Below are 25137 nucleotides of genomic sequence, written 5' to 3'. Positions count from 1 at the left end.
TGCATGTTCAAGACATTGAAACTGCCGGGTGGCGGTGAAATAGGCGTAGCGCTTCTGTTGATCGCGATCATCTGTTTAATGATTCTGCCGCTGCCGCCTGACGCCATCGACGTCTTGCTGTCGATCAATATATGCGTCAGCGTCACGCTATTAATGGTGACACTGTATATCCCGCAGATCACCCTGCTGTCGTCGTTTCCTTCGATACTGTTATTCACCACGCTTTATCGGCTTTCGCTAAACATCGCCTCAACGAAATCGATCCTGCTGCATGCCGATGCGGGCACGATCATCGAAAGCTTTGGGGAACTCGTCGTCGGCGGCAATCTGGTAGTGGGACTGGTGGTATTCCTGATCATCACCACGGTGCAGTTCATCGTCATCGCTAAGGGGTCGGAACGGGTTGCCGAGGTAGGCGCCCGCTTCACATTGGACGCGCTGCCAGGAAAGCAAATGAGCATCGATGCCGATCTACGCGCGAATATCCTGACCGCGGACGAAGCACGCCGCAAACGCGCGCGCCTTGCCGTGGAGAGCCAGCTCTATGGCGGCATGGACGGCGCCATGAAGTTCGTCAAGGGTGATGCAATCGCAGGCCTGATCATTACACTCGTCAACATGGTCGCCGGGATCGCCGTTGGGGTCGCCTATCACGCCATGACGGCGGGGGAGGCGGCAAACCGCTTCTCCATCCTGTCCATCGGTGACGCGATGGTGTCGCAAATTCCGTCCTTGCTTATTTCCGTCGCGGCGGGCGTGATGATCACCCGTGTCTCCGATGAAAGCCAGGATGGCGGCAGCTCCCTCGGCAACGAAATCTTGATGCAAGTCGCCGGCAATGCCCGTGCGCTCTATTTCTCCGCGGTCATGCTATGCGGCTTTGCCGCAGTCCCGGGCTTCCCCTGGCCCTTGTTCCTGTTGCTGGCTAGTGTATTGGCGTTTAGCGGCTATAAGTTAAAGAACAAAGAGGGCGGGAAGCAGCCCGCCCGCGGCGAGTCGGTCACGGCGTTGCAACGAGCAGGTGCAAAAGCGGATACGCCATCCATTCTCAAACAGGCGCCGCAATTCACGAGTGCGCTAGGTGTGCGATTGTCTCCTGACCTGATCGGCAGACTGTCGCCCAGCTTGTTGAACGACGCATTCGATGCGCAACGCCAGCAGTTACAGGAATTATTGGGCTTGCCCTTTCCCGGCATCCTGATGTGGCCCGGTGCAGACTTGCCCGCCGATACGTACGAAATCCTGATTCACGACGTACCAGCATCACGGGTAACCCTCCCGGCCGGCAAGGTGTTGGTCCCCGGCGCCGCGACAGACCCGCAATTAGCCGCCGCCTGCGAACCGGGACCGGCTGCGGGCGGATTGTCGCAAGGCTATTGGGCCGAAGAACGGCAATTGCCATCAACAATCACCGTATGGCGGTCCGAAGAAATCATTGCCAACGAGACAATCGCACAACTGCGTGCTCGTGCACACCTGTTTGTCGGCATTCAGGAAACGCAGTGGGTCCTGGATCAACTCGGGGCGGATTACCCCGGGTTGGTGGCTGAAGTGCAGAAAGCCTTGCCGCTTCAGAGGATCGCCGATGTGCTGCGCCGCTTGCTCGAAGAGTCGATGTCTATCCGCAACGCGCGCAGCATCATGGAAAGCCTTGTTATATGGGGTCCGAAAGAAAAAGATATGCTGATGCTTGCGGAATACGTGCGAGGCGACCTGTCCCGTTACGTCGCCTACCGGGCGGCCCGGGGTAACGCGACGCTCGACGCGGTCCTGTTCGGAAACGATGTCGAACAGCATATCCGGCAGTCGATCAAGCAAACGCCGACGGGCAACTTCCTCGCCTTGCAACCGGATCAAATCCAGTCCTTATGTGAGCGCATCACCGCCTATGCGGGCAGCATGCCGCGCGATGACATCGCATTGGTGACATCGATGGATATACGCCGGTATGTGCGCCGGATGATTGAAAGCCGGATCGCGTGGCTACCGGTCTTCTCTTATCAAGAGCTGGGCGAACATGTTGAATTGCGTCCACTGGGGCGCGTCACCCTTTGATTCGCCTTTTTTTAGACCGTCGCATACGTTCGTGATGCGACGCAGCGCATATCTCCACCTTGGAAGGCAGGCGTGAGCCAACCCATTCGTCCACGCATCGTGCCGCCGTCAGACGTGGCCACCAACAGTGGTCCTTCAGTTTATGGCGCGGATGCATTGTCCATTGCGCGTGACGGTGCTGTCGACGTCGCATTGGGGCGGGGTCGGCGCGACGCGCCCGCGAATAGCGTATCGCCCCAACTGCGCCGCGCAGGCATCGATTATGAAAGGTTGCTTCGTGTCGCACGTGAACGCAATGAACGGGCCGCGCGCCTACTGGGAAAATGCGATGCATCGTCCGGCGGGCTGGCAGACGTCAACGCGTCGGGGACAAAGGCCGATCCTCGAGACATGCAGCACGACGCATCGAGGCAGCAAGACACAGCAGCGAATCCAGCGGAAGATCATGTGCCAGATAGCGTATGTCATCTCGAAAATAAGCTTGCAAGCGATCCCGATTATGCTTACGCCGGAGACTTCGATACCCTGGTTCACGCAGGTGGCCCGGAAACACTGCGGTTGGCTACATTGGCGCGTGAGCAGAGGCTTTCTGGCTTGTCCGCGCCGTTCCTCGCGCAACTGGCGCGACAGCAAGCGCAAGTTGCGCGACTGATGCACTTCCTTGCAGACCGGCTCGCCGACTTCTGCTGTGACGAAGCGATCATCGCCAATGGTAACTGGACCATCGATATCCAGCTTGCCGCCACGTTGCTGCCGGATTGCGCCTTGCGTCTGACGCTTTCGCATTTTGATTTGATGCTTCGCTTCAAGGTATCGGATCAGATGACCCAAAAGATACTCTTGCTGCACAAACACTTGCTGCGAAACCGATTGGTTGCTTTGCTGAACCAACTCGCCACGCCACGTGACGTCCAGATCGATATCACCTGACGCGTCTTCCAGTTTGCGATCTCGCGGCAATTGCTAATCATGGCAAGCACGCCAAAGCCAACCACATTAACGTTGGGACACACCAAAGCGATGACTTCGATGCCACGCTACGTCAAGCCTAAGGGCTTGCCGCTCGCCCTCTCCGGCGGCGCGACTCTCCCCGCACCGTTGACAAGCTCAATCGGACTGGCCAACCGCACCGCGAACCGTCCCACGAATACCCTCGCCAAGCATCGTGGCAACGCAGCGACCGAATCGTGTACCGAAGGCCAATGGCTGACAGGCGTGCATCGGCCCGATGCAGAAGGCCCCGGACAAGGTCGCACGATCGATATCGCCAGCGGTACGGTCTGCACATGGCGTCCGTTACGTGACAGCGCCCATCAATTACCGCGCTTCACGCCCAACAGCGCGCGACTAAGCCGCCTGCTTTGTGACGCGCGTGTTCCGGCTACGTTGGCACAGGACTTCGGCATCTCGCAATGGCGCCTCGTCTTGAATGGCAGCAATGCCAACGCAGCGGACACGAACGGCACAGCGGGATCACCGCGCTCAGGGACGCAAGCGCCATCGTGGGTGTGGATAGCGCTGCAACACGAGCGCGGGACGGCCCGCATCGGCGTTGATCCGCATCTTTATCCAGCATTGGCCAGCGCAGCCACCATCGCTCAGCCGACCATGCCGCCTGCATCCAGGCATGACGTGACACCGGAGCAACATTGGCAGACAGGCACGTCCACGGCGTCCTTTATCGGTATGCCGGACGCGCTACGCCATACGGTAACGGCTATGATACTGGCCCCGCTGCTTGATGCATTCGGACAATTGGGACTCGAGGACCTCATTGTCAACGATATCCGGCACGGCACCAGCGCCACCACCGTGGACCGACAAAACCTTGCGCGTCTACACCTTCATTTCACGCTCGACGATCATCATCACAAAGGCGTGATCGATCATATCCCGTCGCGCTGGCTCGAACGCCTCGAACACCGGTTCTCGCAACAGCGCATCCCGTTTGGCGGTGTGATCAGTGCGCTGCGCATTCCCGGCTATCTCGTACTGGGTGCGCGCACCCTATCCGTGCGCCAGCTGAATGCCCTGCGTCCCGGCGACATTGTTCTTCGTGCGGTACAGCAATCGCTGACACCATGGTTTCGCGCGCAATCGACGCAATGGCGGAATGACGACACCGCTGTCGACGCGAAACACGCAACCCCGCATCGCGATATTGCCGCACGTATCGAATGGGGCGTCCCTGGCGCGCGCCAGTGGGTAACCCCCATCTTGCTGTCCGGCACCCGTATCACACTCAACCAGGACCCCTTCATGCCTTCGCATCCTTCCTCCCGCGACGTAACGGAACGTGACGAAACCCTTGGCCACAAGGGTTCCAATGCTTACCAGGCCAGCCGCGCCGATGACCTGGCTCGTCTGAACAATCTCGACGAAGCGGGCGACGGCGACTGGAAAGACCCATTAGAAGACCGCGATATGACAGACGAGCCGACATGCGAGGACGGCGCACAGGAGCAAGATGCGGTCCGGCAAGAGCATGCCACGAAGTCTCTCGACGACCTCGATCTTCCAATCCGCTTCGAAATCGAGACCGTCACGTTGCCGCTGGTCCAACTGTCGGCGTTGCGCAGCGGTTACGTGCTGGAGTTACCCACGACCTTGGCCGATGCCCGCGTCCGAATGGTGTCATATGGCCAGGTGATCGGCACCGGCGAACTGGTGACCATTGGCGAACATCTCGGCGTACGCGTTCTCGATATCGCAAACGGCCATGATCCAGTTCAGTGACTTTACCGGGATGCTGATCGCGGTTCTCGCGATCAGCATGATCCCCTTCATCGCCATGGTCGTCACGTCGTACGCCAAAATCGTCGTCGTGCTCGGACTGCTTCGCAACGCGATGGGCGTGCAGCAAGTGCCCCCGAACATGGTGCTCAACGGCATTGCCATTCTGGTATCCATCTACATCATGGCACCCGTCGGCATGAGCGCATTCGATACGCTGCAGCACGAGCAGGTATCCAACGAGCCTTCGCAGATGATGATCCAGGCGTTCGGCGCCGCGCGCGAGCCCTTTCGTACATTTCTGCAAAAGCATGCCAAGGAACGCGAGAAACGCTTCTTTCTGCGTTCAGCCAAAGTGGTCTGGCCTGCCGCCATGGCGTCGCAGCTACGCGAAGACGACTTGATCGTGCTGGCCCCGGCCTTTACGCTGACAGAGATGACCGATGCGTTCAAGATTGGCTTTCTTTTGTACATCGCCTTCATCGTCGTCGACCTGATCGTCGCGAACGTTCTGCTGGCGATGGGCCTGAACCAGATACAGCCGACCAACGTCGCGATCCCGTTCAAATTACTGCTCTTCGTGGCAATGAGCGGCTGGTCCGAGTTGATACACGGACTCATCATGACGTATCGCGTATAGCAATGCTATCCGACACGGCCTCTTACCGGAATACGAGATGAATACCGATGCTTTGATTAGCCTGACGATGCAGGGTATGTTGCTCTGCCTCTACGTGACGCTTCCCGTCATCATCGTATCGGCGGTGTCCGGCTTACTGGTGTCATTCCTGCAAGCAATCACATCGCTGCAGGACCAGACGATCTCGCATAGCGTGAAGCTGATCGCAGTATGTGCCACCGTAGCCATGACGGCGGCGTGGGGCGGTGCATCGATTTTGCGCTTCGCGCAGCAACTGGTTACCGTGGCCATCCCATCATGAGTATCGATCGCACCGGACACCCGACCCATCAGCCTGTGGAGCGGGTGGCAGGGCTCACCGAAGAATCAGCGCACCAGGCACGTCGCCGACGCGCACATCGCACGAAAGCCCGAAGTTACCGGCATGTCGTATTTTCCCATGTCGACCATGACCCGGAGCCGCGTGCCGCGCGGCATGGTGAAATCATGCAACGAATGGCGGCAGCCGGCGTCGTACCCCGACGTGTCAATGGCAATCAAGGGCAAGGCAAGGGCGGTGGACACGGGAACGGACCCGACGACGACGGCCACGGCGTCCGCCAGGGCCCCCGCCGCGGTCGTGTCCGTCCGATCTCCGGCTATGGCGGGCAGTCGCGAAACGGATCGCCATCTCACGGCAATCGGCAAGGTGGAAAACAATCCAGAAACGGTGCGCACGACGACCGTCAAGGCCAAGGTCGCGGACAACAGTCGGGCAAGGGATCACACCAAGGCTCCAACGCCGGAGATGATCGTCAAGGCGGGCGCAAGCAGGACGACAACAGTCGCGTTTTACCGTTTTCTAGGCCTTCCCCGCTTTCGTCCGCCGATAACCGGCTGCCGCATAGCGGGACAGCCGTATTCAGGCAGGGCTCCTCCGCCGCACCCATATTGCCGTCCAGTTCAATCATGCAGTCGGTTGCCGCGCAATGGTCCGATCGTCCGCTCGAACTGAAAGGCCGAATGCGCGCCGCGTGGGTCGATCAACATCGCCTACTCGGCGAGCAAGCACGAGGCAATGCAGCCGCACGGACTACCCTACCGGCGTTGGCGCTGACCCGGGACGCATTGCAAGCGCGGCTGCGGCTGGGCAGCCAGGGTGCGTTTTACGAAAACGGAATTGCCGATGTCTATCGCGACTTGCAACAAAGATCGGCAAGCAAGCCAATCACCAGGCCAGTATCACCATCGACGTGGCACGGACAGCCTGGCGACACGCGACCGGCTGCTGCAACATTCACCGTCAATGCGCCCTCTCCGCTTGAAGGGGCCAGTGCTGCCGCGGCGCCCGGATGTGCAACATACCATGCGCTGTTACCGTTGCTTTTATTCAGTGGCGGCCGCGCATTGCCACCGTCATTGCTGCAACGGTCGTTGCGCCAGGTCAGCAACACGATGAGCGGCGTGGCATCGCGGCAAACGCCCGAACGGGTCTCCGCTCGCTTGCATGGAGATGAAAAGCAGCGGGAATGACGAGACGGTCAAAGGCTACTTCGTGAACAATGTAATTGCTTCGCATCAAGGTCTTGGAACACGATATCGACGCCGTACACTGCCTTCGTCAAAGCACAGTCATTTTAAATTCGTAGTCTTAACCAAATTGGAAGATCGGCATGAAGATCCTTCGCATTCTGACCGGCACCCACGCGGGCATCCAGGCGCGACTGACGCCAGGATCATATCGCGTCGGCAGATCGGACGATACCGATATCTGCATCACGGATTGGGACGACGACGAAGTGCTGATTTCGTTGCGCGACGATGGTGTCATCAGCGCCAAGCGGATTGACAACCGCCCTGCTGCGCTCGATGCACATCACGAAGCCGCGGCACCGCACGCCGATGACACGTACGGCGCGTTGGCCAACGCGCGCAGGCACGGCAGGGGATATGGCGAAGACGAATATTCCGACAATGCAATTCATGAAGACACCGTTGCCAATGACGCCGATGCGTTCGATCCGTCCGTCATTTTGATCCCGGACTTTGTCCCTTTCCCATTCGGAAACACCGCCTTGTGTTTCGGTGACGAAGATCAACCCTGGCCACCCGATATCCAATTGCTGGCCGGCATGTATACGAACAAATACAGTGCGAACGATGACGACGCGCCGGACGAACAATTAGGGTCCACGTCCGCGCACAACGATGACCAAAACCATGCAGGCGGCACCGCCTGGTTGCAACCACCCACGCGCGCGCAGCACTGGTTGCGCAACGTCTGCACCGGCGCCATGGGTGCCGCAGTCATTGTGGTGTTGACTACGTTACTGTACGAGACGCTTCATCGGCCGCCTGCTTCCGCTGATACCGGCACGCCACTGGCGCAACGCGTGCAGAGTGCCCTGCTTGCAGCCCGCCTGGCAGACCTGCACGTGCGGGCGCACGGGGAAAAAGCCGTGATTGTGGAAGGGATGGTTAGCACGGCGGGCGATGACATCACCGCACGCAACGTCTTCAAACAGTTCCCCGGCGCCGATATCGCCCGGCAGTACGACGTGGCGCAAACCGATATCGCCAACCTCTCGGAGTCGTTGGCAACGGACAGTTTGCGGGTTGGCTATATCGGCAACGGTGCGTTTGCTATTACCGGCAAGGTGCCGTCCATCTCGAAATTCCGTGACGACCTGAACCGCGTACAGGCGGACCTGGACGCAAACGTGACGCGGATCGACGTGGACGTCGGCGAGTTGCCCCCGACCACCGGCCTCAATGTGTATTCCGAGATGATTGTCATAGGCGACACACGATACGTGCAGACAGAAGACGGCGTAAAGCACCTGTTCACCGCGTCGAACGAACTTGAGACCCCCAATCCATCGCTGCGGGAGTCGTTCATTCCAGCGCGATCACGCATTGACTGACCCGTACGACAAACACCGCGCTACTGACAATACGTTCCCCGACCCCGGACATCGCCATCAACGCTGTCCACCCAAACAACGGAGCAAAGCATGTACGAAGAGATCGAAGCCGTACGCCATGAACTGAAGCAACTGCCCAGCGTTTTGACATCGATTGATGCACATCAACGAGTGAGCACCATCCGTGCCGCATTCGCGGCCACTGCGCAGCGGATAAGCGACAAGACCCACGAGGCCCGCAACGAAAGCGAGCGCGCGGACATGCAAACGCTGTACCGCGGCATGGTGGCGGCGCAGCGCATGGTGGAACGGATGGCCGACCTGGCGTACGGCGACACCCCGATGCACTGACGGCCTGTACCGCGCCTCGGGCAACGTTACGCATGATGTAGATGCATTCGCGCGGTAACGCGCAAACAAGACATCGGCAAAAAAGCCGGTGTAGACCAGAACGAGATGACTGCGTCATGACCCCTGAAATAGGGCATGCCATATCGTTCGCTTTTACTTCTTCACTTTCAAGGAGCATCACTATGTCATTCGGTTCCTCATCCGCAGCAGGTGCAACCGCCGGTATCTCCAGCGAACTGTCGACAATGATTCCGACCATGATGGCCGCGGCCAATGCACAGATCGAGATGTCGATGCTGGATTCCGTATTGAATGTCGCAAAAACCGGCGCGTCGGACACGGAGGACATGTCCAAAAAGGGCTGATACAGGCTGCTCGTGGGGTGCTTGGCTTGCCTGGCGCCTCGCGGTCTCGCCCTTGCCGGGAAACCAGGCGGGGAGGCTCCGGGCCAAGACCCGGCGCATCACCGCCGCGGTTTCCCATTTTTGAATTCGGCGTGTCGGGACGCGACTAGCCCGATCGGCGAGGTCTACATGAGCATCGAACTATTTGCCGACGTGGTCAAAGACGTCTGCGCCGTCGTCGATCTTCCCGATCCCGACTACGTGCTGGAAACGCGCACGTTGACAGTGGAGGGTTTTGACGTTCGCCTCGATCATTTCGAGAACGACCCGGAAGCAATGTATGTGAACTTTCACTACGGCACCGTCACAGCGGGCCGTACCCTGCTCGTGTTCCGGCTGTTGCTGGAAGCAAATCTTCTGATCTACGCACAGGACCAGGCACAACTGGGACTGGATACCGATACCGGCAGCATTGTGCTAATACTACGTCTGCCGTTGAGCGATGATGTCGATGGCACGGTTGTCGCTGATTTGTTCACGCACTATGCGGAGCACGGCCGTTATTGGCGATCCAACATCATCGAATCGAGCGACGAAATGTTTACCGGCCTGATCAACGGCGACTACACATGGTTGCGGGCATGACAAACCGATGCGGAGAGCCGGCGCTAACCTTGCCGTTGCGGCCTCAGCAACGTAACGCGCATGTAACCTTCGCCCGCCGGGTCCAACAGCACCAGAGTCTGTTTCTCAGGCACGACGCAGCGGATGACATGAATGACATTACCGGCTCGTAATTCGATCGCCAATCGCGCAGCCGACGCCGTTACGTCAGTCGTGCGCCGAGCCATCACAGACTGCACCACGGAGGCATTCGCACTCGGGGGAGCGGTGGAAACCACGCGCAGTGACACCGTATCAATCGGAGGTGCCAGCGATTGGCCATTGCCACGCGTTGACGTTGACGTTGACGTTGACGTTGACGTTGACGTTGACGTTGACGTTGACGCCGGCATTATGCGTTCCAGCGCCGTCATGACACCATCCGAGGCAATCATCACATCGTCGAGCTGGATCGATGCGTGGCGCCGCGCCACCAGCATAGCGATCCGCGCGCGCAACGCACGGCGCTGATCGTCCGCACGAATCAGCCAATGCCTGCTCTGCGCGCCGGCCGCCGGATCGGCGATTCCCGGCAGCACCGCATCGGGCGGGTGTGGTACGTCATCGTTAGATGCATGCGCCTCATCGCGCAACGCGCTCGACGGATGGGCCACAGCGGCCATATCGTCGCCGTCATTTTTGGCGAGCGCTGTGGCCTCCGACGTACCGTCCTTTTCATCGCCGGATCGCATCAACGCATGCAACATGGACACCATGTCGTCATCGGCAACCCGCACAGATACGACATCGATGGTTACTGTTCCACCGGGGCGATCGAAAGTCTGGACGACAGCCTGATCCACGTCGAGCTTGTCCGCGCGGTCTCGGATCAGCACCGTATTGGTTTGCGGATCGGCTGCCAATGCCGGCAACGCCGGGGAGAATTCGATCACACCCTGCCGGGCCGCGTCAAAAGGAATCAACACCCGCCGTGCTTGACTGGCGACACCATCGATCGTCGTGCGATGACCATCAACCATGATCATGCGATCGGCCGCGGACCGATAGCGTAGCGTAATGGCGCGGACCGCCAGCGGCGGCATCGCGGCGCCTGCCCCTGTCCGGTCGATCGCACGCAGCTGCGCGGCCTGCTCCACCAAGCGCGCCGCATTCAGCACCAGGGCTTGATAGGCGGCAGGTCCCGTGATGCGAAGCAGTCTGTCGTCCGGCATCCTGTCCGCTTGTATCACCCTCGTCGCAACGGCGCGCGCATCGATCGGCCCATCTGAAAATGGATAACGCGCATCAAGACGCCCGGCACGACGCAACAGTGCGCGTACATCGCCGACATTGCCATAGTTGAGTCGCACCAGCAATGGGTGATCGTTGGCACGTGCGCCAATATGCAGCACAGCGCCATCGTCATACCAGGCAAGACCGTAATGGTCCGTCAACCAGTCGAGGAAGCGTTGCGGCGGCATGTCGAATCGGCCATCGACGAAACCGCGCAAGCCCGCGTCCTGATCGATGACCACATGCGTCAGTGCCGACAGGACGTCGAGCATTTCATGTAGCGGGGTATGCGCCGCGGTATAGCGAAACCGCGAGACCTGCCACGCCGGAGATCGATGTGGCAACCGTGCGCCGGTTTCGTCACCAAAGGAAGGCACCACCCATGCGGATACGAACGCCACGCTCAGCAGGGCAATATTCCAAGCCCGCACGGATCAATACGTTGGGACAGGCGTGGCCATGTCCGTCCATTGCGCATTGCGATGATTACGTCCCGCGAGCGTGGTGTCCAGGGACTTCCGCCGTGCAGGTTCGTCGCCGTCAGGCCTTCGATCCATTGCCGAGAGGTCCTTTATGCCGCCATCACCGCCCGCGCCGCCCGCCGCGTCGGCTGAGAAAGGTCGCTCGGGGAGATGCAGGCGATATCCCTTGGCATAGACCGACTGGATCGTCCAGTCGACGCCTATCTGCTTCAACGCCGCTCGCAAACGGCTGACGTACATATCGACTGACCGGCTCTGCGCGCCGCCATCCCAGCCCCATACCACCGAGTGGATGTCCTGGCGTTGCACGGCTGTTCCCTGATGCTGTGCCAGATACCACAGCAGCTCGAACTCCTTCGTCCCGAGCGTATGGGTGTGCCCGCATCCGGAGATCGTCAAGTTGCTTTTGTCGAGCGAATAGTCACCAACGATCATCCGCCGTCCTTCGGTGCTTTGATTGGTGAAACGTCGCAGCAACGCGCGAATACGAGCCAGCAGAACAAGCTTGTCAAACGGCTTGACCAGAAAATCGTCGGCACCCGTGTCCAGGATGCGAGCGATGTCGTGCTCCGACGAATGCACCGTTTGGAAGATTACCGGCACCATCGACCTCGACCGGCCACGAATCCAGGCCAGCAGCTTGTCGCCGGGGATACCTGGAATGTCCCAATCCAGAATGATCAGGTCCGCCCAGTGATCCGAAAGGTGCGCGCGAGCATCCAGCCCATTTTCAAACGCCTCCACTTGGTAGCCCTCGCCTTTTAGCCAGGAAGTCAATAGCGAGCGCTGCACCAGATCATCTTCAACCAATAAAATCCGTGTCGACTTGCGCATCATATCCGTCAATCGATTCTGAGCCATGGGCTCGGTTGTCTACTTGCGACCGGCGCGCGCTTCCCGACGCGTGCAAGCGTCGCTCCGCCGATACACGGTGGCTCCCGCTATGCGAAACCGTCGGAACCGTCCGTGCAGCCTCGCTGGTCTGATGGCGTCCGCTGAACGGCCGCGCTTCGTTATGTGTATATCATCGATATCCGATCCGCAGGCTTCAGCTACCGCGACGCGCATCGCGGGCCTCAAGCCCGCTGATACGTGCCCGCGGCCCCGCCCCGCTCCCCTGCGTTCCAACCTGTGCCGCGGCCATTCGGGAGCGGGCCATGCGCCCGACCGCCAACGCCGGCAGCATTACTTCGAAGACCGTACCAACGCATCGGCCACTCCCGCTCCGCATCACCACGTCCACATCCGCGCTCGGCCGGGTATCGTCGTCCCATACCGGACGCGCGCATAGCTTGCCGCCATGCATCCGGACCACCTTTTCACTGAGTCGCAGACCCAGGCCTTGTCCCGTGCGCGTATGCCCCGCCATCGACTCGAAATCCGTCATCGGTACGTCCCGACAGGCGGCCAGGCCTGGCAAACCCCCGGCCTCGTCTTGAATCGTGACCACCACAGTGTTCTCGCGCGTGCTGACCGAGAGCGCCACCACCGCATTCCGGGGCGAGGCCTGGATCGCGTTGTCGACGAGATTTTGCAAAGCCCGTGAAACGAACACTTTCACACCGTGCATCCAGGCAGCGTGCCCGTCCGCCAGCCACACGCGCAGGGACACGCCGCGATACACGGCAGCCACGTTCCACTGCGGCACCAACGTCTTCAGCAACGCGCACAAATCGAAACGGGCGGCATCCCGATGCTGCCAGCCGCTGGCAACACAGTCGAAGACAAAATCATCACCAAGCGATAGCGCGAAACGGGCAAGTTCGCCGATCCGCTGCAACCCGCCACATTCGTCAAACGCCTGACGATCTTGGTCATGCAATTGCGTCAGCGCAAGTATGGCGTTCTGTGGCGAACGCAAATCGTGCGACATGAAACGCAACGATGCCATCCGCTCATCTAACGCGCGTCGCATATCAGTCGCATCGACAAGACTCATCGTCGTCAATCCCGCATCATAAGATGGCGCTGCACCATGCATACGCAATGGCGCTTCACGTACCCATAGCCACTGCGCGCCAACCGGCACCTCGAGTCCACGTGCAAGCACCTCCCCGATGGATTGGCGGTATGACCGATCCTGCAACGCCTCGGCTTGCACTGCATCGCCAGCCCGGTCACGCGGGGAGTTCGCGGCGTAAAAGTGACTGTCGGCGCCAACTTCACGGGCATTTATTTGACGGCGAATCGCTTCGGCCAGTGTTGGTAGCAAAGTGTCGATGGACAGCCCGGACGGTGCATCTTGTTGCAGCAAACGCAGCGCACCGGCGCTGGCGTAGACACAGCACCGCGCGCGGTCCAGTACGAGCGTGCCCCAGGGCTGGCTCTCCAAGACCGCTGCCAGGACGTCATCGCGCATTCCGCTTGCCAGCGGCTTGCCGATCATGATTCGGCTTCGCGCATTGCAATCACTGATCCTTTCACCAAGCCCTCAACGTTTTAACGGTTGATTCCCGGTTGGCCGATCTACCCTTTAACAAGTCAGATCCACCTCTTAACTAACCCTTGCCGCACATGCACAAAGCAAATAATTCCTAGGCTGTTTCATGACACAAAACCTCGCTAAAGCTTACCGCGTGCGGATCGTACGCAATGGATCATACAACGAACGTGGCCTATTTCAATTGTAGGGACATTACACGATCATCAGCTTATTGACACGCATTTCACCTGTATCGGTAATTTTCTCCATACAACGCCGAAACGAGTGTTTTACTGACTGCAACAATCACTCTGCAGAAACGATAATGAGTCTTATTTATGATATTTCAATGAAACAAAAAGTCGGTTCTGTAACATGATTCGCACGATCGTGCTAAATATGCATGGCATTGATTTTGTCGATGATTCAAGATCATGAAAGACTTCGGCGCGACCACAGCCATGATTGACAGCTTCTCGTAATGTTGCAATTCGGATTTGACGTCGCGGCTTCGGATCGCGTAAGTGAGGAGCAGATGCAATGTCCGTTAATACGGCATCGATCATCGCTCCCCGATAGGAATTCACCATGCAATTCGGTCTTTTTCTGACGATGCCTGCCGCCTCTCCCCGACCTGCCGGCGAGTCATACGCCCGTGCAATGGATATGGCGTGCAGCGCGGAGGCATTGGGCTTCAGTCACTTTTGGCTTGCCGAGCATCACTTCACCAATTACTCCCATTCGTCGCGGCCATTACTGCTTCTTGCCCATATCGCTGCGCGCACGCATCGTATCCGCCTGGGTCCGGCGATCGTTCCCGTGCCGCTTCACCATCCTTTGACCATAGCGGAAGAAATCGCGACCCTGGATGTACTGAGCCGTGGACGCGCCGAACTGGGTATCGGGATGGGGTACCAGCGTTATCAATATGAGCGCTTCCAGATCAACCGAACGACTAATGTACAGCGCGATGAGGAAGCCCAGGAACTATTGCTTACGGCGCTTCGCCGCCCATCCTTTTCATTTGCGGGCAATCATTTCACGACACCGCCAACCCATCTCGTGCCACAACCGATGCAGCGAACGATGCCGGTCTGGATGGTCGTGAATTCCAGCAAACGGCAGAGTATCGAAAGGGCTGTTGCGCATGGAGCGAATATGTTTACCGGTGTACTGGAGCCTATCTCGCGTCTGACCAATCCAAGGTTGGCCTATCCGGACCTCGCACCACGTCTGGTGGGCCTACGTATCGGAACTCAGAGACCGGTGTATGTCGCCGAAAACGAAGCGGATGCCGCCGACGCCATTGCACAGGCGCGCTGGAACGGACGCGCGACATGGCGCATGCGCTTCTGCCAGGGAGGCGTCGTCGATGGTCATGTGCCTGTTGAAGCAATTCCGGGTGAGCCGTCCGATGCGCAATTACGCGACGATCATCTAATCATCGGCAACACCGATGAATGTATCCATCAGTTGCGGCGCATCAGGGAAGGGCTAGGCTGCGATTATTTCAGCGCCAGCTTCTGGTTCGGCGATCTCTCGCACCCGCGTGTCCTGGCATCGATGCGGCGATTTGCACACGATGTCATGCCGGTGCTGCAACAAGACGCCGCGCGCGCCGTACCCACGACGCATCTCATTTGAGTTGACAGGAGCGATACAAGGACCCGCGTGCCGCGTGGGTATTACTTCTTCATTCAGACGGGAATGCGGAACGTTCTTACCTCGCACTAAAAATTAAGAATTACTCCGGTTTTGTCCCAGCCTTCAGAAGGCTCGGACCTCCGATGCGCTGATAGCACCTGCATACGGGCGCTAACGCGCCAAGGTGTCACGCGCGTTTGATTAAGCGACAATCGGAGTAAATCGATAGATAAGGTTAGATTCTGTTCAAGTTTTGTAACAATCATCTAAAATTCCTCTTGATGTCGCAAGCTCGTGAATAGCGCTTGCATACCTCTTTGCCCCAAATGTCATAACAATGTATAAACTACGGTAATTCTTGTGTTTCTATTTAATGCTTTACTTTATTCGAATATCGGCGCATCTTTCGCCTTGGGTGACAAGCGATGGATCTATTTCGCAAGTAACTTGCCCTGTCATCGATACGCTATTGCCAAATTACCGTCCACGTTGGAAGAGAAAAATCTTCTACTACCTGGCCGGATAATATGCGGTAACGCGCGATTGGTGCTTGTCGCCTGGATCGGGATGCTTCTCGCATATTTGTAACTCTCAAGCCAAACTTAAAAAATGAAAGCTGATAAGAAATTAGATCTGGCCGCGCTTTTGGAACAACGAGCAGCGCTGGATAAGGAAATCGAGACGCAACGCACGGTTGCACGCCACGACGCAGTGACGGAATGCCGCAAGCTGATCGCGTTATACGACCTCAAAGCCAATGAAGTGGGTCTAGGACCGAAAGTTGGTCGCCCCGCGCGCAGTGCAAATCGCCAACCCGTGGCACCGCGTTACCGCGATCCGGAAAGCGGCACGACGTGGTCTGGCCGTGGCAAACCACCGAAGTGGATTGTAGGCAAGGACCGCGAAGCATTCGCAATCTGATTGCTGATTGTCGCAATGGATCCCCGGCCCGATTTCCCAATAGATGGGATTATCGGGAAAATCTGAATATCTGTGGGTGTGTCGTATTTCGTATTACGAGAATATGACTCTAGAATAGACAGGGTACGTGTGCGGCAATTTTACCACGCGAATCAGACGTGCCTGCCCAATTGTCGTAGACTCACCTTGTCAAAATATCACCGGCATCAGCAGTCGGGGATCGCGAAAATCGTCAACTATTTGAATACGGATTTTCATCATAAACTGCAATCTGTTTTCAAATTTATAACTATTTTAACAATACAGCACCAGTCCCATTTCCGTCGCATCACATCGATACCGGGCGAGATTAGGCTTGTGCTAACGAACCTGGTAATACTGCAGATTACTTATTTGCGAAAGGCAGACGCGAGACACGGTATAAAATATGGCCTCACGCCACTCGATGCTCGCCATAATGCCGCACCTTAGCTTACACATTGATGCTACCCCCTCACCCGTCTTTGTTCCGGGCGCCTCGCCGACCAACACATTGCTGCCGGACACCGCTTTCGCGGAGAGGAAGCAGCGCAGGCTACCTCTTTCGTTAGCGCAAGCCGATACGATGTTCAAACTGTCCATCATGTTGCTCGCCGCGGCGGCAATCACGTTTTCGACACCGATCTACGCGAAAAACAAGCCTGGAGATTGCCTGTATTTCGCCGACTTTCTTGTTACGCTGTCAGCAATGCGCGATGCGGGCAAGCCGCAGGCGGAAACGGTCGCCTACGCACGTGAGAAAGCAACAAAGGACCGCCTCGCAAAGTCAGTCGTCGATTTGTTTGGTGGAGAAGCCATCGGGATGTACTACACCAAACGGCAGTACGCCGGCACGGCACAACAAGTGCACGATCTCGCCTATAAGAACTGTATCAACAGCACGTTGCCATGATGACTTTTCGGGAAGTCGGAACACCTTGTAGCGCCACGGCCCACTGGCTTGCGTTACTGCACGCCAGCGGACGCTGTATGCGGTGGCTTGGGGTAGCAGGCACGGCGAACCTGGTCAATCACGAAACGGCTTTCCCGCGTAGCGATTTCTGGCAGCAATGCGTTACAGATCGATGACCTTCGGCGTCAGCAGGAAGAGCCGCTCCATATGGCTGTCTTCGTTGTCGTGATAGCGGAACAGGCCACCAATCACAGGAATCTTCGACAAGCCCGGCACTTCCGTACGATCACGTGTCATCTTGTCCACCTTATAGCCGGCGACCAACAGCGCCTCGCCTTCATTGATAAACGCGGATGTATTGATATTGCTGCTTGTGATCACGGGTATGTTGTCGACAGTCTGCCCGCTCAGTTGCCCATCCTGTATCGACACATCGAGCTTGATCTGTCGCTTGCCATCCTCATCGACCACCATCGGCAGCACTCGTAGCGAGACCCCCGTAGAGACGCTGTAAAGGTCCGCCGATGTGTAGCCCGACACCCTCACAAAGAATTGCGTCTGGTTTGCCATGTCGGCTTCGATGTCGTTCAGCGTGGCCACCTTCGGGCTCGCATCGATTTTCGCTTTGTTCGTCTCCGCCAATGCGGCCACGTTTGCCATCAGGTAGCGGCCCGCGCCGCCAATCACGGTTGTCAATGCCGCGCCCGCAGGCGCCGCCGCCGCGGTGGCGCCTCCCGCCAGCGTCGTCGTCCCGAAATTCTGCGACAACGTGCCATTGTAGGTGTTCTGTGCGGTCAGGCCATTACCAGTCTGGAGGTCGACATGGCCATTATGCGCCGTCCAATTGATGCCCAATTGATCGATGACCGAATCATCCACCTCAAAGATCTGTGCCTGGATTTCGACCAACTGGGGCTTTATATCCAGCCTTTCTATCAATGCCGGATACTGGTCCATGCGGTCCGGCGTATCGCGTATAAGCACCGAATTGGTCCGTTGGTCGGCAACGATCACCGGCAACGACTGGTCCTTCTGCCGCCCCCCGCCTTGCTGATTGTCGCCGCTGCTCGAAGCACTTTGTAATTGCGGTGATGCCTGCCCGCTCAGCCCTGCCAGAAGGCCCGGTTGCGAATTGCCGAATCCAGCCATCTGGCCCTGCACGCTGGACGGAATAGGCGGCGCGACACTATTGCTCCCCTGACCGCCGGGATAGCCATTGATATTATTCATCGGCGATACTTTCTTGACGTTCGTCATACTCGTTGCCGCTTTATTCGCCGAAGACGCACCCGCGTTGTTCTCATTCGGGTGATACATGCTGTTCAGCACCGTTGCCACACCTGGCAGATTGATCGTCGTACCATCGGCGTCCGTGGTGCGGTCCATCGCCCAGGCGTGATACAACGGAAAAACCTTGACCACCGTGCCGGCGCGATGCTCGGTATTGGAATCCAGGCGCTCGGCGATGTCGGATACCAGCTTCACGTAATTCGGAGGGCCGCTGACAATGGCAGCGCCCTGCGCGCTGTCATAGGTGATGCTGAAGCGCGGATCACTGACGTGCATCTCGCGAAGTGTTTCGCGCAAGTCCTCGGCGCTCGCATGGTCGAGACGAATCAGTTGGCTCTTCATCGCATCAGGTGTCACGACGTCGAGCACCTGCCCGTCGTAGTACCAGACGAAGCCAAATGTCGATGCAAGGGTATCGAGAAAGCGTTGCGGGGACATCTGGAATTTGCCGGTCACATTGCCGGAGACGCTTTGCGAAATATTTGCCGGAATGCCCTGACTGGCCGCAAAGTCATGCAATACGTCTTTGACGTCCTTCGCATCGGCGGTGTAATCGATCTGCGCCGACCGCCATTGCACTTGCGCGGCATCGACAGGCGCAACGCTCATGGCGAACAGTGCTACGGCACAGAGCAACAAGGTGACAAGTGATTTCATGGTATGCATCACGGAATGGTCGTTGAGCCAAGGAGAAGAGTTCCGAGATGCATCATTGCGGTCCGGCGAAATCCGGTCAACGCAAGCGAAAGACTGAGGTGGGGTTGCTTCCGATATCGCAACCGCGGTTCGCCAGACGCAGGCTTCATACGAAGCCATGCACGCGCACCCGCAGTCACCAGGGGTGCAGTCAAATGCGCCGATATACGCCTGCTTCAGTAATACGTATTCACGCTCCAGCCTGCGACGAGCGGAGAATTGGAAATGGGATTGCCCGCCGTATCGCAATAGCTGCTCGTCCAGGGGGTCGTGATGCCCGCATACGTCGCCCAGTTCGTCGTGACCTGAACCGTGTAGGTGCCGGCATTTTGCGCGGTATTCAGCGTGTTGTTGATACCGCCGGAGTCGTCCTTTAAGGTCGGCCCCATCGACTCGGTATGCGACAGTGTGTTACCCGAACTGTCGAACACGTCGAGCGACTGACTTTCTTGCGCATTATGTCCAGTACCCATCACGCCATTGCCTTCACAGACACCGTCATTCATGTGCGCCCATGAACTTGCCGATATCATGCCGGCCTTGTTCAGCGTGACGGTTTCCGTATGTATGGTCGTATAAGTGTTATTGGTCGTGTTTATCGTCCAGGCATTCGGCACCGTGGTGCAAGTGTAATCCGTCGCGCCTGGACTCGACATGATTGTCTCGCACCCCACGACGTTCAACGCCGGCAACACCTCGCTTTGCGTCTGCCACGTGCCATTTTGGCAAGATAGGACGCGGCCCTTGGCATCGGTGGATACGGGCGTGGTACTGGCTTGCGTGGCGGCGCACGCGGCACCGACCGTTTCCTGATTGCCCAACGCCAGAACACCGTTTTCATCAACCGCAAGTGCTTGCCAGGATGCACCGTTGAACGTGTAGGCACGACCGGTGGCCGTTGTCATTGCCACGTCACCGGTCTGTGGATTCGTCATCGCGGAGAGGTCCGTAGCATTGACGACAGGATCACGCCAATGCAGCAACGGGACCGGTTGCCATGTTCCGGCAACGCAGGACAATACGTGATTCTGATCGTCCGCTGCAATCGCACCGGTCGCGGCCGTGCACGCCGCGCCCAGCGTTTCCTTTGCCAGGATCAACGGCACTTGCATCGCATTAGCCGTAGGATCGCCTGGCACGGCAACGCGATACAGAAAGTCGGCGTCCTGCGCATTCGTAGCGTTCGTGGTCACCTCGTTGACCAAATGTCCCACGCCGGTCACCGTTCCAGAACAGGACTTGCCGGACGGGTTCGGTGTCGCGACGCTCCAAGTTCCGAACGCACCCAACGCGGCCCCCGACGCGTTGTTCGTCGCAGGAATAGAGCCCCCTCCCTGCCCGGCGTTGCCGGCGATATAACCGAGCGCATCGTCCGATATCGACACCCCCCCTTCGGTCACGAGCAATCCCTGCAGCATCGTATGCGCCGCGTTCGCATAGACCAGTAGGCAAGGCGTTTGCCCGTAGGCATTACGTGTACCGATGCCGTCGGGAAGATAGGTCGACAGCGCGTAGCTGGGATTTGTCGCCGTGGTCAGGCCGATGACGACCGGTGTCGTCGCGGTGGCACTGTCCAGCAATGCCGATGCGTTGTTTGCAACGACCTTCGCCGCGGCAGTCGCCAGGGCGGCCTGATAAGACGCCGTCTGCTGGCCTTTTGCGTCTTGCAGCGATGTATTGATCATCGACGCCACCCCTGCCAGCAAAAGCCCGAGAATAGCCAGTGCCGCCAGCAATTCCACCAGCGCGAAACCAGATGTAGGCGTGCGCGTGCGCACGCTCGACAGTGCAGTCACACCGTAAGCTTGCGCCATCCATACAGGTGTGCCGTCGGGGACCACGGCGGCAATCGCGGTGGGCAACGCAATAGCGGGATTGCCAGGCGAGACGATATGACCCGATGCGGCAACACCCGCCAACGCGGAACCGGATGACAAGCGTTCGATTCCGGCAATGGCGGGGGCGGCATCGGTCTTCGTCGTGTAGATCACGACAACACTACCATTGGCGTCGCCATTGTTTGGCGCAATATAGTTCTGCCATCGGTCATCCGCCGTCGCGCCAGGCGTGACGGCTTGCAATTGTGCGTCGGTCGCCGATCCTGAAAAAGCAGTCTGAGTGCGTGCGAACGCAACCACTGCGGCGCGATAGGCCGCCATGCTGCCCGCAAGCGTTTGCTCGTTCATTTGCGGCGGCACTGCCATGTCACGCTGATCCACCAGTGCATAAGCGCCGCCTATCGTCAGCAAGGCAACCAGAATCCAGAGTGCGAGCATAGGATGGACGGACGTGTGCGGTCAGATGGAAACCCACGTAATCGAATTCTCGGTCGTGCAGTCGGATGCAGCGACCGACGGCGATACCGGAAATGTACTTATCGTCTCGGAATTGACCGTGATGGACGACCAACTCCCGCCTGATGTCAACGCGTTGATGCAGACATCCTGCGGAACCTGTGTGTAAATGATATTGAAGCCATTGTTTGAAGATGCAGCGGTCAATTCCACCGTGCCACCCCACGCATTGGAGACCGTCGTGGCCGATGAATCGGTACCGGACGTGGTGGTGGTCAACGTCGAAGGCAATCCCCCCGCGCTGGCGAGGACACCGATACTGATGCCGCTGTAACCGGCTCCCTGACCCATGTAGAGTTTCTTGACACCTGACTGAATCGCATTCACCTGCTCGCTCAGACCATTGGCGCTCGCGCTGCTGAATGAGCTGCGCAACAATGCAATCGCTCCGATCACGACAATGGCCGCCACCCCGAGATACGCGACCGCTTCCAGCAGCGACGCGCCGCGCTGGCGTACACGATAACTCGCCCGGTGCTGCATTACTCGGTTCAACAAGGTTTTCTGGATATGTTCGCTCATCATCAACCTCTATATGCTTGAAAGACCCACTGCGTGGGCGTGTCATAAACGCCGTGGCGGACGGCGCTAACGCATCGTGCGCGTCATTGCCGCAATCTCATGCTGTATCCCGAAAAAACCGGTGACCAGCACACCAAGGAGGATCGCGAGGATCAAAATGGCCGCGCCGTTGAAGACGCGCATTTGAACGCCAACGCGCTCGATGCCTGCCTCCATCCACTCATCGGCAATCGTCTTCAATGCATCGGCAAAACCGTTGTATTCGGCATAGATACAGAGGTCGTCCACGATTTCGCGCGACGGAAAGTGGTAACCGGTATTTTTCATCGCCTCGCCGACGTTGAGGCCGGACTTGACGCCGAACAGCATGTCGTCGATCCGTTGCGCGAGCCAGGGCTTGGCCTGCTCCGTCAAGCGCAGCAAAGACTTCTCCACGGTGAAACCGGCGGTCTGCAGTGAGGCGAATGCGGTCAGGAAACTCGTTCCCACCATCATTCGGTATATCGAAAACGGTGGAATGTTATCCAATAGGTTCCGAAACCGGCCGCGCCAACGCGGCAACGCATACACAAGCCCCGCCGCGAGAAAGCTGGCAAGAAGCAAACACCATATCAACCAGATTCGTACGAAGTGGGACATCAGGTACAACCACCGCGCGCTCCCGTGCCATTGATCGGGCGGCGCAATCATCCCAAATTGCGGGATGACATACAGCCCAAACAAATAGAGATAGGCTACCGTCATCGCCAGCAATGCAAGCGGATAGGCCAGCCCGGCCAGAATCGCGTTGCGAATCTTTCTGCCAGATGCCACCACCGACGTCACCGCTCGCAACGCCACTTCCACGCGACCCGACTGCTCCCCCGCCATGATGATCATCTGCTCCTGCTGCGGCACCCAATCCGCCATGCCTTCATGCAGGGCCCCCCCGTTCTGCACCGTCCGCCGCCACTCACCCAGCAAGATCGCTTCCGGCTCATTAGGCTTGCGGCCGCGATCCGACGCACGCATCTCCAATTCCTCTAGTACCTTGAGAAGCGGCAAACCGTTTACAAGCATCTTTTCAATCTTGCGATACAAGCGCAATCGCACTTCCGCGGTGGTCTGAAACCGAGCCCAAAGGCGGTGGATGTCAATAGCCATGCTCGGCCCCGAACTCGGACTGCTCCTCGGACCGCGCGCCGCGCAACGAGCTCAGCGCGACAATGTCACCACCATGCGACGGCGATGCATGCCTATCTGAATCGTCTGCCCCGTCTGCCGCGTCGACGCCGTTCGCAACAGCGAGTGCCCGCATGCGTACCGGCAGCCGGCGCGCCGCCAGCGGACCGACAATACGCTCCGCCATCCGCGGGTCCACCAGGCCCTCGGCGACCTTGCATACGGCATGCTCAGCCAAGGTCTGTCCGCCTAACGTCGAAAGCCAGTAATCTTGCGCGGCGGTTTTGTCACCGCTGCGCAGCAGTGCAAAAAATCGCGCATCGGTACGAATGACCTCGGCCACCACGGTGCGGCCAACCGTGCCGCGACCACTGCAGTGATCACAACCAGGTCCTTGCAGATGCACTGCATCGAATGAGGTTCCCGCGACACGGCGCACACGCGCCACCAACGCATCGTCCACGGACGCGGCGGCACGCGACAGATTGATACGGCAATGCGGGCACAGCAACTTGACCAGGCGCTGACTGATCAAACCCGTCACAACCGATTCATCGGTGATCATCGCCAGCGGTAGCCCCAGATCGACAAGACGATCGATGATCGCCAGTGCCCCGTTCGCATGCACGGTAGTCCATACCTGATGCCCTGTCATCGATGCACGCAGCGCACTGCGCGCCGATGCGCCATCGCGCACCTCGCCGATCATGATCGTGTCCGGGTCGAGCCGCATTGCATTCGAAATTGCAGCGGAGAAGGCGAGCGTTCGCGCTTCTTCCGTGATCGCATTCGTCACCGGCGTCTGCACCGCGCCGGCGATGGGATACTCCACCGGGTCCTCCACCGTGATCACATGGGTGCTGCCCTTGTACTCCGCGATCTGACTCAACAACACCCGCTGCAAAGTCGTGGATTTTCCGGAGCCGGTCGGGCCACTGATGATGTTCATGCCGTGCGGCATATGTTTGACATCTTCAATCAATTCGGCCTGCGCCCCTGAAAAACCAAGATGCCGCAGATCCATGGTGTCGCCCGCATCGTTGTAGAGCAGGCGCAGCACCATCAGGTTGCCGATACTGGTGGGGGCCGTCGCGATCCGTACGCCGAACAACGCGTCAGGCAGCTTATCGCGGTCGCTGATGCTGGCATCCTGACGTTCACTGGGCTTATAGGTGTTATCTGATACTGTTGCCATCGCGGAGTAAAGCGTGGCCAACAACCGGTTACCGTATTCACGGGTCTGCTCACTGACCCGCACCAGTTCGTTATGAATGCGGAACAGCACTTCCGTACTGAATTGCTTGACGCGGATATGAATGTCCGAGGCACGTTCCCTGCAAGCCTGGCCGATCAGTTCTTTCGCCGCCATCTGCATGGCGGTATGATCGATGCGTTCTCCGGTTCCATCGCGACGCAACCCCTCGTACGCGCGCCGGATCTCGTCAAGGCCGACGGCCTCGCAACGATACGCGTGTTGCAAGCGATCCAGCCGCGCACGATACGACAGCACGTAATGACTCATTTCGTGCCCTTCAGCCACCAATAGGCGACCATCGTCGAGCAGGCACAATAGCTTGCGTTCTTCGTTGCTTGCCGCCCAGGCGCCCTCACCGGACAATGGATGAGCCGCGCCCGGCAAGGCAACATCGGCGGATTGAAACTTGCTGCCGGATTCTTCCTTTGGGTTCGACGGATACGACATCGGCATCACCCTGGCATCAGTAGGAAAAGCAAAGTTGAGACGGGCAACCGCCTGCAAAAAAGCGCCGCCACGAAAGACGAATCGGCATGC

At 58.4% G+C, this 25137-nt stretch carries 20 protein-coding genes and 1 pseudogene; 13 read left to right on the top strand and 8 right to left on the bottom strand.

Going from position 1 to position 25137, the window contains the following annotated elements:
• Nucleotides 1-3: 3 nt before the first annotated feature.
• The 10 genes from sctV (at nucleotide 4) to SJQ66_RS02435 (ending at nucleotide 9671) form a co-directional block, all read left to right on the top strand.
• On the top strand, nucleotides 4-2055 hold the full coding sequence (gene sctV / locus SJQ66_RS02480; protein WP_320533567.1) for a type III secretion system export apparatus subunit SctV: 2052 nt from the start codon (nucleotides 4-6) through the stop codon (nucleotides 2053-2055).
• A 72-nt stretch (nucleotides 2056-2127) separates the two neighbouring features.
• Complete coding sequence (gene sctP, locus SJQ66_RS02475; RefSeq protein WP_253464835.1) at nucleotides 2128-2985, top strand: type III secretion system protein SctP; 858 nt, start codon at nucleotides 2128-2130, stop codon at nucleotides 2983-2985.
• A 90-nt stretch (nucleotides 2986-3075) separates the two neighbouring features.
• Nucleotides 3076-4791, top strand: a complete 1716-nt coding sequence (sctQ, locus tag SJQ66_RS02470; protein ID WP_320533566.1) for a type III secretion system cytoplasmic ring protein SctQ — start codon at nucleotides 3076-3078, stop codon at nucleotides 4789-4791.
• The gene (gene sctR, locus SJQ66_RS02465) at nucleotides 4775-5428 is read left to right on the top strand and encodes a type III secretion system export apparatus subunit SctR (RefSeq protein ID WP_024905061.1); all 654 of its coding nucleotides are present in this window, start codon (nucleotides 4775-4777) and stop codon (nucleotides 5426-5428) included. Before sctQ ends, sctR begins: the two co-directional genes overlap by 17 nt.
• Nucleotides 5429-5465: 37 nt before the next feature.
• Nucleotides 5466-5729: a type III secretion system export apparatus subunit SctS gene (sctS, locus tag SJQ66_RS02460; RefSeq protein WP_024905060.1), complete on the top strand. Its 264-nt coding sequence runs from the start codon at nucleotides 5466-5468 to the stop codon at nucleotides 5727-5729.
• Nucleotides 5726-6940: a hypothetical protein gene (locus tag SJQ66_RS02455; RefSeq protein ID WP_046153314.1), complete on the top strand. Its 1215-nt coding sequence runs from the start codon at nucleotides 5726-5728 to the stop codon at nucleotides 6938-6940. Before sctS ends, SJQ66_RS02455 begins: the two co-directional genes overlap by 4 nt.
• Nucleotides 6941-7080: 140 nt before the next feature.
• A complete protein-coding gene (locus SJQ66_RS02450; protein ID WP_320533565.1) occupies nucleotides 7081-8331 on the top strand; it encodes a hypothetical protein in 1251 nt (416 codons plus the stop codon).
• A 90-nt stretch (nucleotides 8332-8421) separates the two neighbouring features.
• Nucleotides 8422-8682, top strand: coding sequence for a hypothetical protein (locus tag SJQ66_RS02445; protein WP_024905056.1), 261 nt, complete (start codon nucleotides 8422-8424; stop codon nucleotides 8680-8682).
• A gap of 182 nt (nucleotides 8683-8864) precedes the next feature.
• Complete coding sequence (locus tag SJQ66_RS02440) at nucleotides 8865-9047, top strand: hypothetical protein (protein WP_024905055.1); 183 nt, start codon at nucleotides 8865-8867, stop codon at nucleotides 9045-9047.
• Nucleotides 9048-9215: 168 nt separating this feature from the next.
• On the top strand, nucleotides 9216-9671 hold the full coding sequence (locus SJQ66_RS02435) for a CesT family type III secretion system chaperone (RefSeq protein ID WP_024905054.1): 456 nt from the start codon (nucleotides 9216-9218) through the stop codon (nucleotides 9669-9671).
• A gap of 23 nt (nucleotides 9672-9694) precedes the next feature.
• Here the strand turns inward: SJQ66_RS02435 and SJQ66_RS02430 are convergent, their stop codons facing one another.
• The 3 genes and pseudogenes from SJQ66_RS02430 to SJQ66_RS02420 all read right to left on the bottom strand — a co-directional run bounded on the left by SJQ66_RS02430 (nucleotide 9695) and on the right by SJQ66_RS02420 (nucleotide 13790).
• The gene (locus SJQ66_RS02430) at nucleotides 9695-11353 is read right to left on the bottom strand and encodes a hypothetical protein (protein WP_253464839.1); all 1659 of its coding nucleotides are present in this window, start codon (nucleotides 11351-11353) and stop codon (nucleotides 9695-9697) included.
• A 168-nt stretch (nucleotides 11354-11521) separates the two neighbouring features.
• Nucleotides 11522-12265: pseudogene (locus tag SJQ66_RS02425) on the bottom strand (response regulator transcription factor); the annotation flags it as partial.
• 187 nt (nucleotides 12266-12452) lie between these two features.
• A complete protein-coding gene (locus SJQ66_RS02420) occupies nucleotides 12453-13790 on the bottom strand; it encodes a sensor histidine kinase (RefSeq protein WP_052738355.1) in 1338 nt (445 codons plus the stop codon).
• A 624-nt stretch (nucleotides 13791-14414) separates the two neighbouring features.
• On the opposite strand from SJQ66_RS02420, the gene SJQ66_RS02415 reads away from it, so the two are divergent.
• The 3 genes from SJQ66_RS02415 to SJQ66_RS02405 all read left to right on the top strand — a co-directional run bounded on the left by SJQ66_RS02415 (nucleotide 14415) and on the right by SJQ66_RS02405 (nucleotide 17322).
• Nucleotides 14415-15470, top strand: a complete 1056-nt coding sequence (locus SJQ66_RS02415) for an LLM class flavin-dependent oxidoreductase (RefSeq protein ID WP_024905049.1) — start codon at nucleotides 14415-14417, stop codon at nucleotides 15468-15470.
• A gap of 609 nt (nucleotides 15471-16079) precedes the next feature.
• Nucleotides 16080-16391 carry an H-NS histone family protein gene (locus SJQ66_RS02410; protein ID WP_024905048.1) on the top strand — a complete coding sequence of 104 codons (312 nt, stop codon included), beginning with the start codon at nucleotides 16080-16082 and terminating at the stop codon, nucleotides 16389-16391.
• Between the two features lie 604 nt (nucleotides 16392-16995).
• Nucleotides 16996-17322, top strand: a complete 327-nt coding sequence (locus SJQ66_RS02405; protein ID WP_024905047.1) for a hypothetical protein — start codon at nucleotides 16996-16998, stop codon at nucleotides 17320-17322.
• Nucleotides 17323-17484: 162 nt separating this feature from the next.
• Here SJQ66_RS02405 and sctC read toward each other — a convergent pair whose 3' ends face one another.
• From sctC to SJQ66_RS02380, 5 genes are all read right to left on the bottom strand, one after another.
• Entirely contained in the window at nucleotides 17485-19278 is a 1794-nt protein-coding gene (gene sctC, locus SJQ66_RS02400) for a type III secretion system outer membrane ring subunit SctC (RefSeq protein ID WP_407691448.1), read from the bottom strand.
• A gap of 206 nt (nucleotides 19279-19484) precedes the next feature.
• Entirely contained in the window at nucleotides 19485-21584 is a 2100-nt protein-coding gene (gene pilM, locus SJQ66_RS02395) for a type IV pilus biogenesis protein PilM (RefSeq protein WP_024905044.1), read from the bottom strand.
• A gap of 21 nt (nucleotides 21585-21605) precedes the next feature.
• Nucleotides 21606-22187, bottom strand: coding sequence for a type 4 pilus major pilin (locus tag SJQ66_RS02390; protein WP_244141713.1), 582 nt, complete (start codon nucleotides 22185-22187; stop codon nucleotides 21606-21608).
• A gap of 63 nt (nucleotides 22188-22250) precedes the next feature.
• On the bottom strand, nucleotides 22251-23327 hold the full coding sequence (locus tag SJQ66_RS02385; protein ID WP_024905042.1) for a type II secretion system F family protein: 1077 nt from the start codon (nucleotides 23325-23327) through the stop codon (nucleotides 22251-22253).
• Nucleotides 23317-25047, bottom strand: a complete 1731-nt coding sequence (locus SJQ66_RS02380) for a GspE/PulE family protein (RefSeq protein ID WP_260843880.1) — start codon at nucleotides 25045-25047, stop codon at nucleotides 23317-23319. The genes SJQ66_RS02385 and SJQ66_RS02380 overlap by 11 nt, the downstream gene beginning before the upstream one ends.
• Between the last annotated feature and the right edge of the window lie 90 nt (nucleotides 25048-25137).

Origin of the sequence: Robbsia andropogonis (genome assembly GCF_034047095.1) — a bacterium.
Classification (GTDB): domain Bacteria; phylum Pseudomonadota; class Gammaproteobacteria; order Burkholderiales; family Burkholderiaceae; genus Robbsia; species Robbsia andropogonis.
The sequence above is the reverse complement of the archived record's forward strand: the minus strand, read 5'-3'. Positions and strand labels throughout refer to the sequence as shown.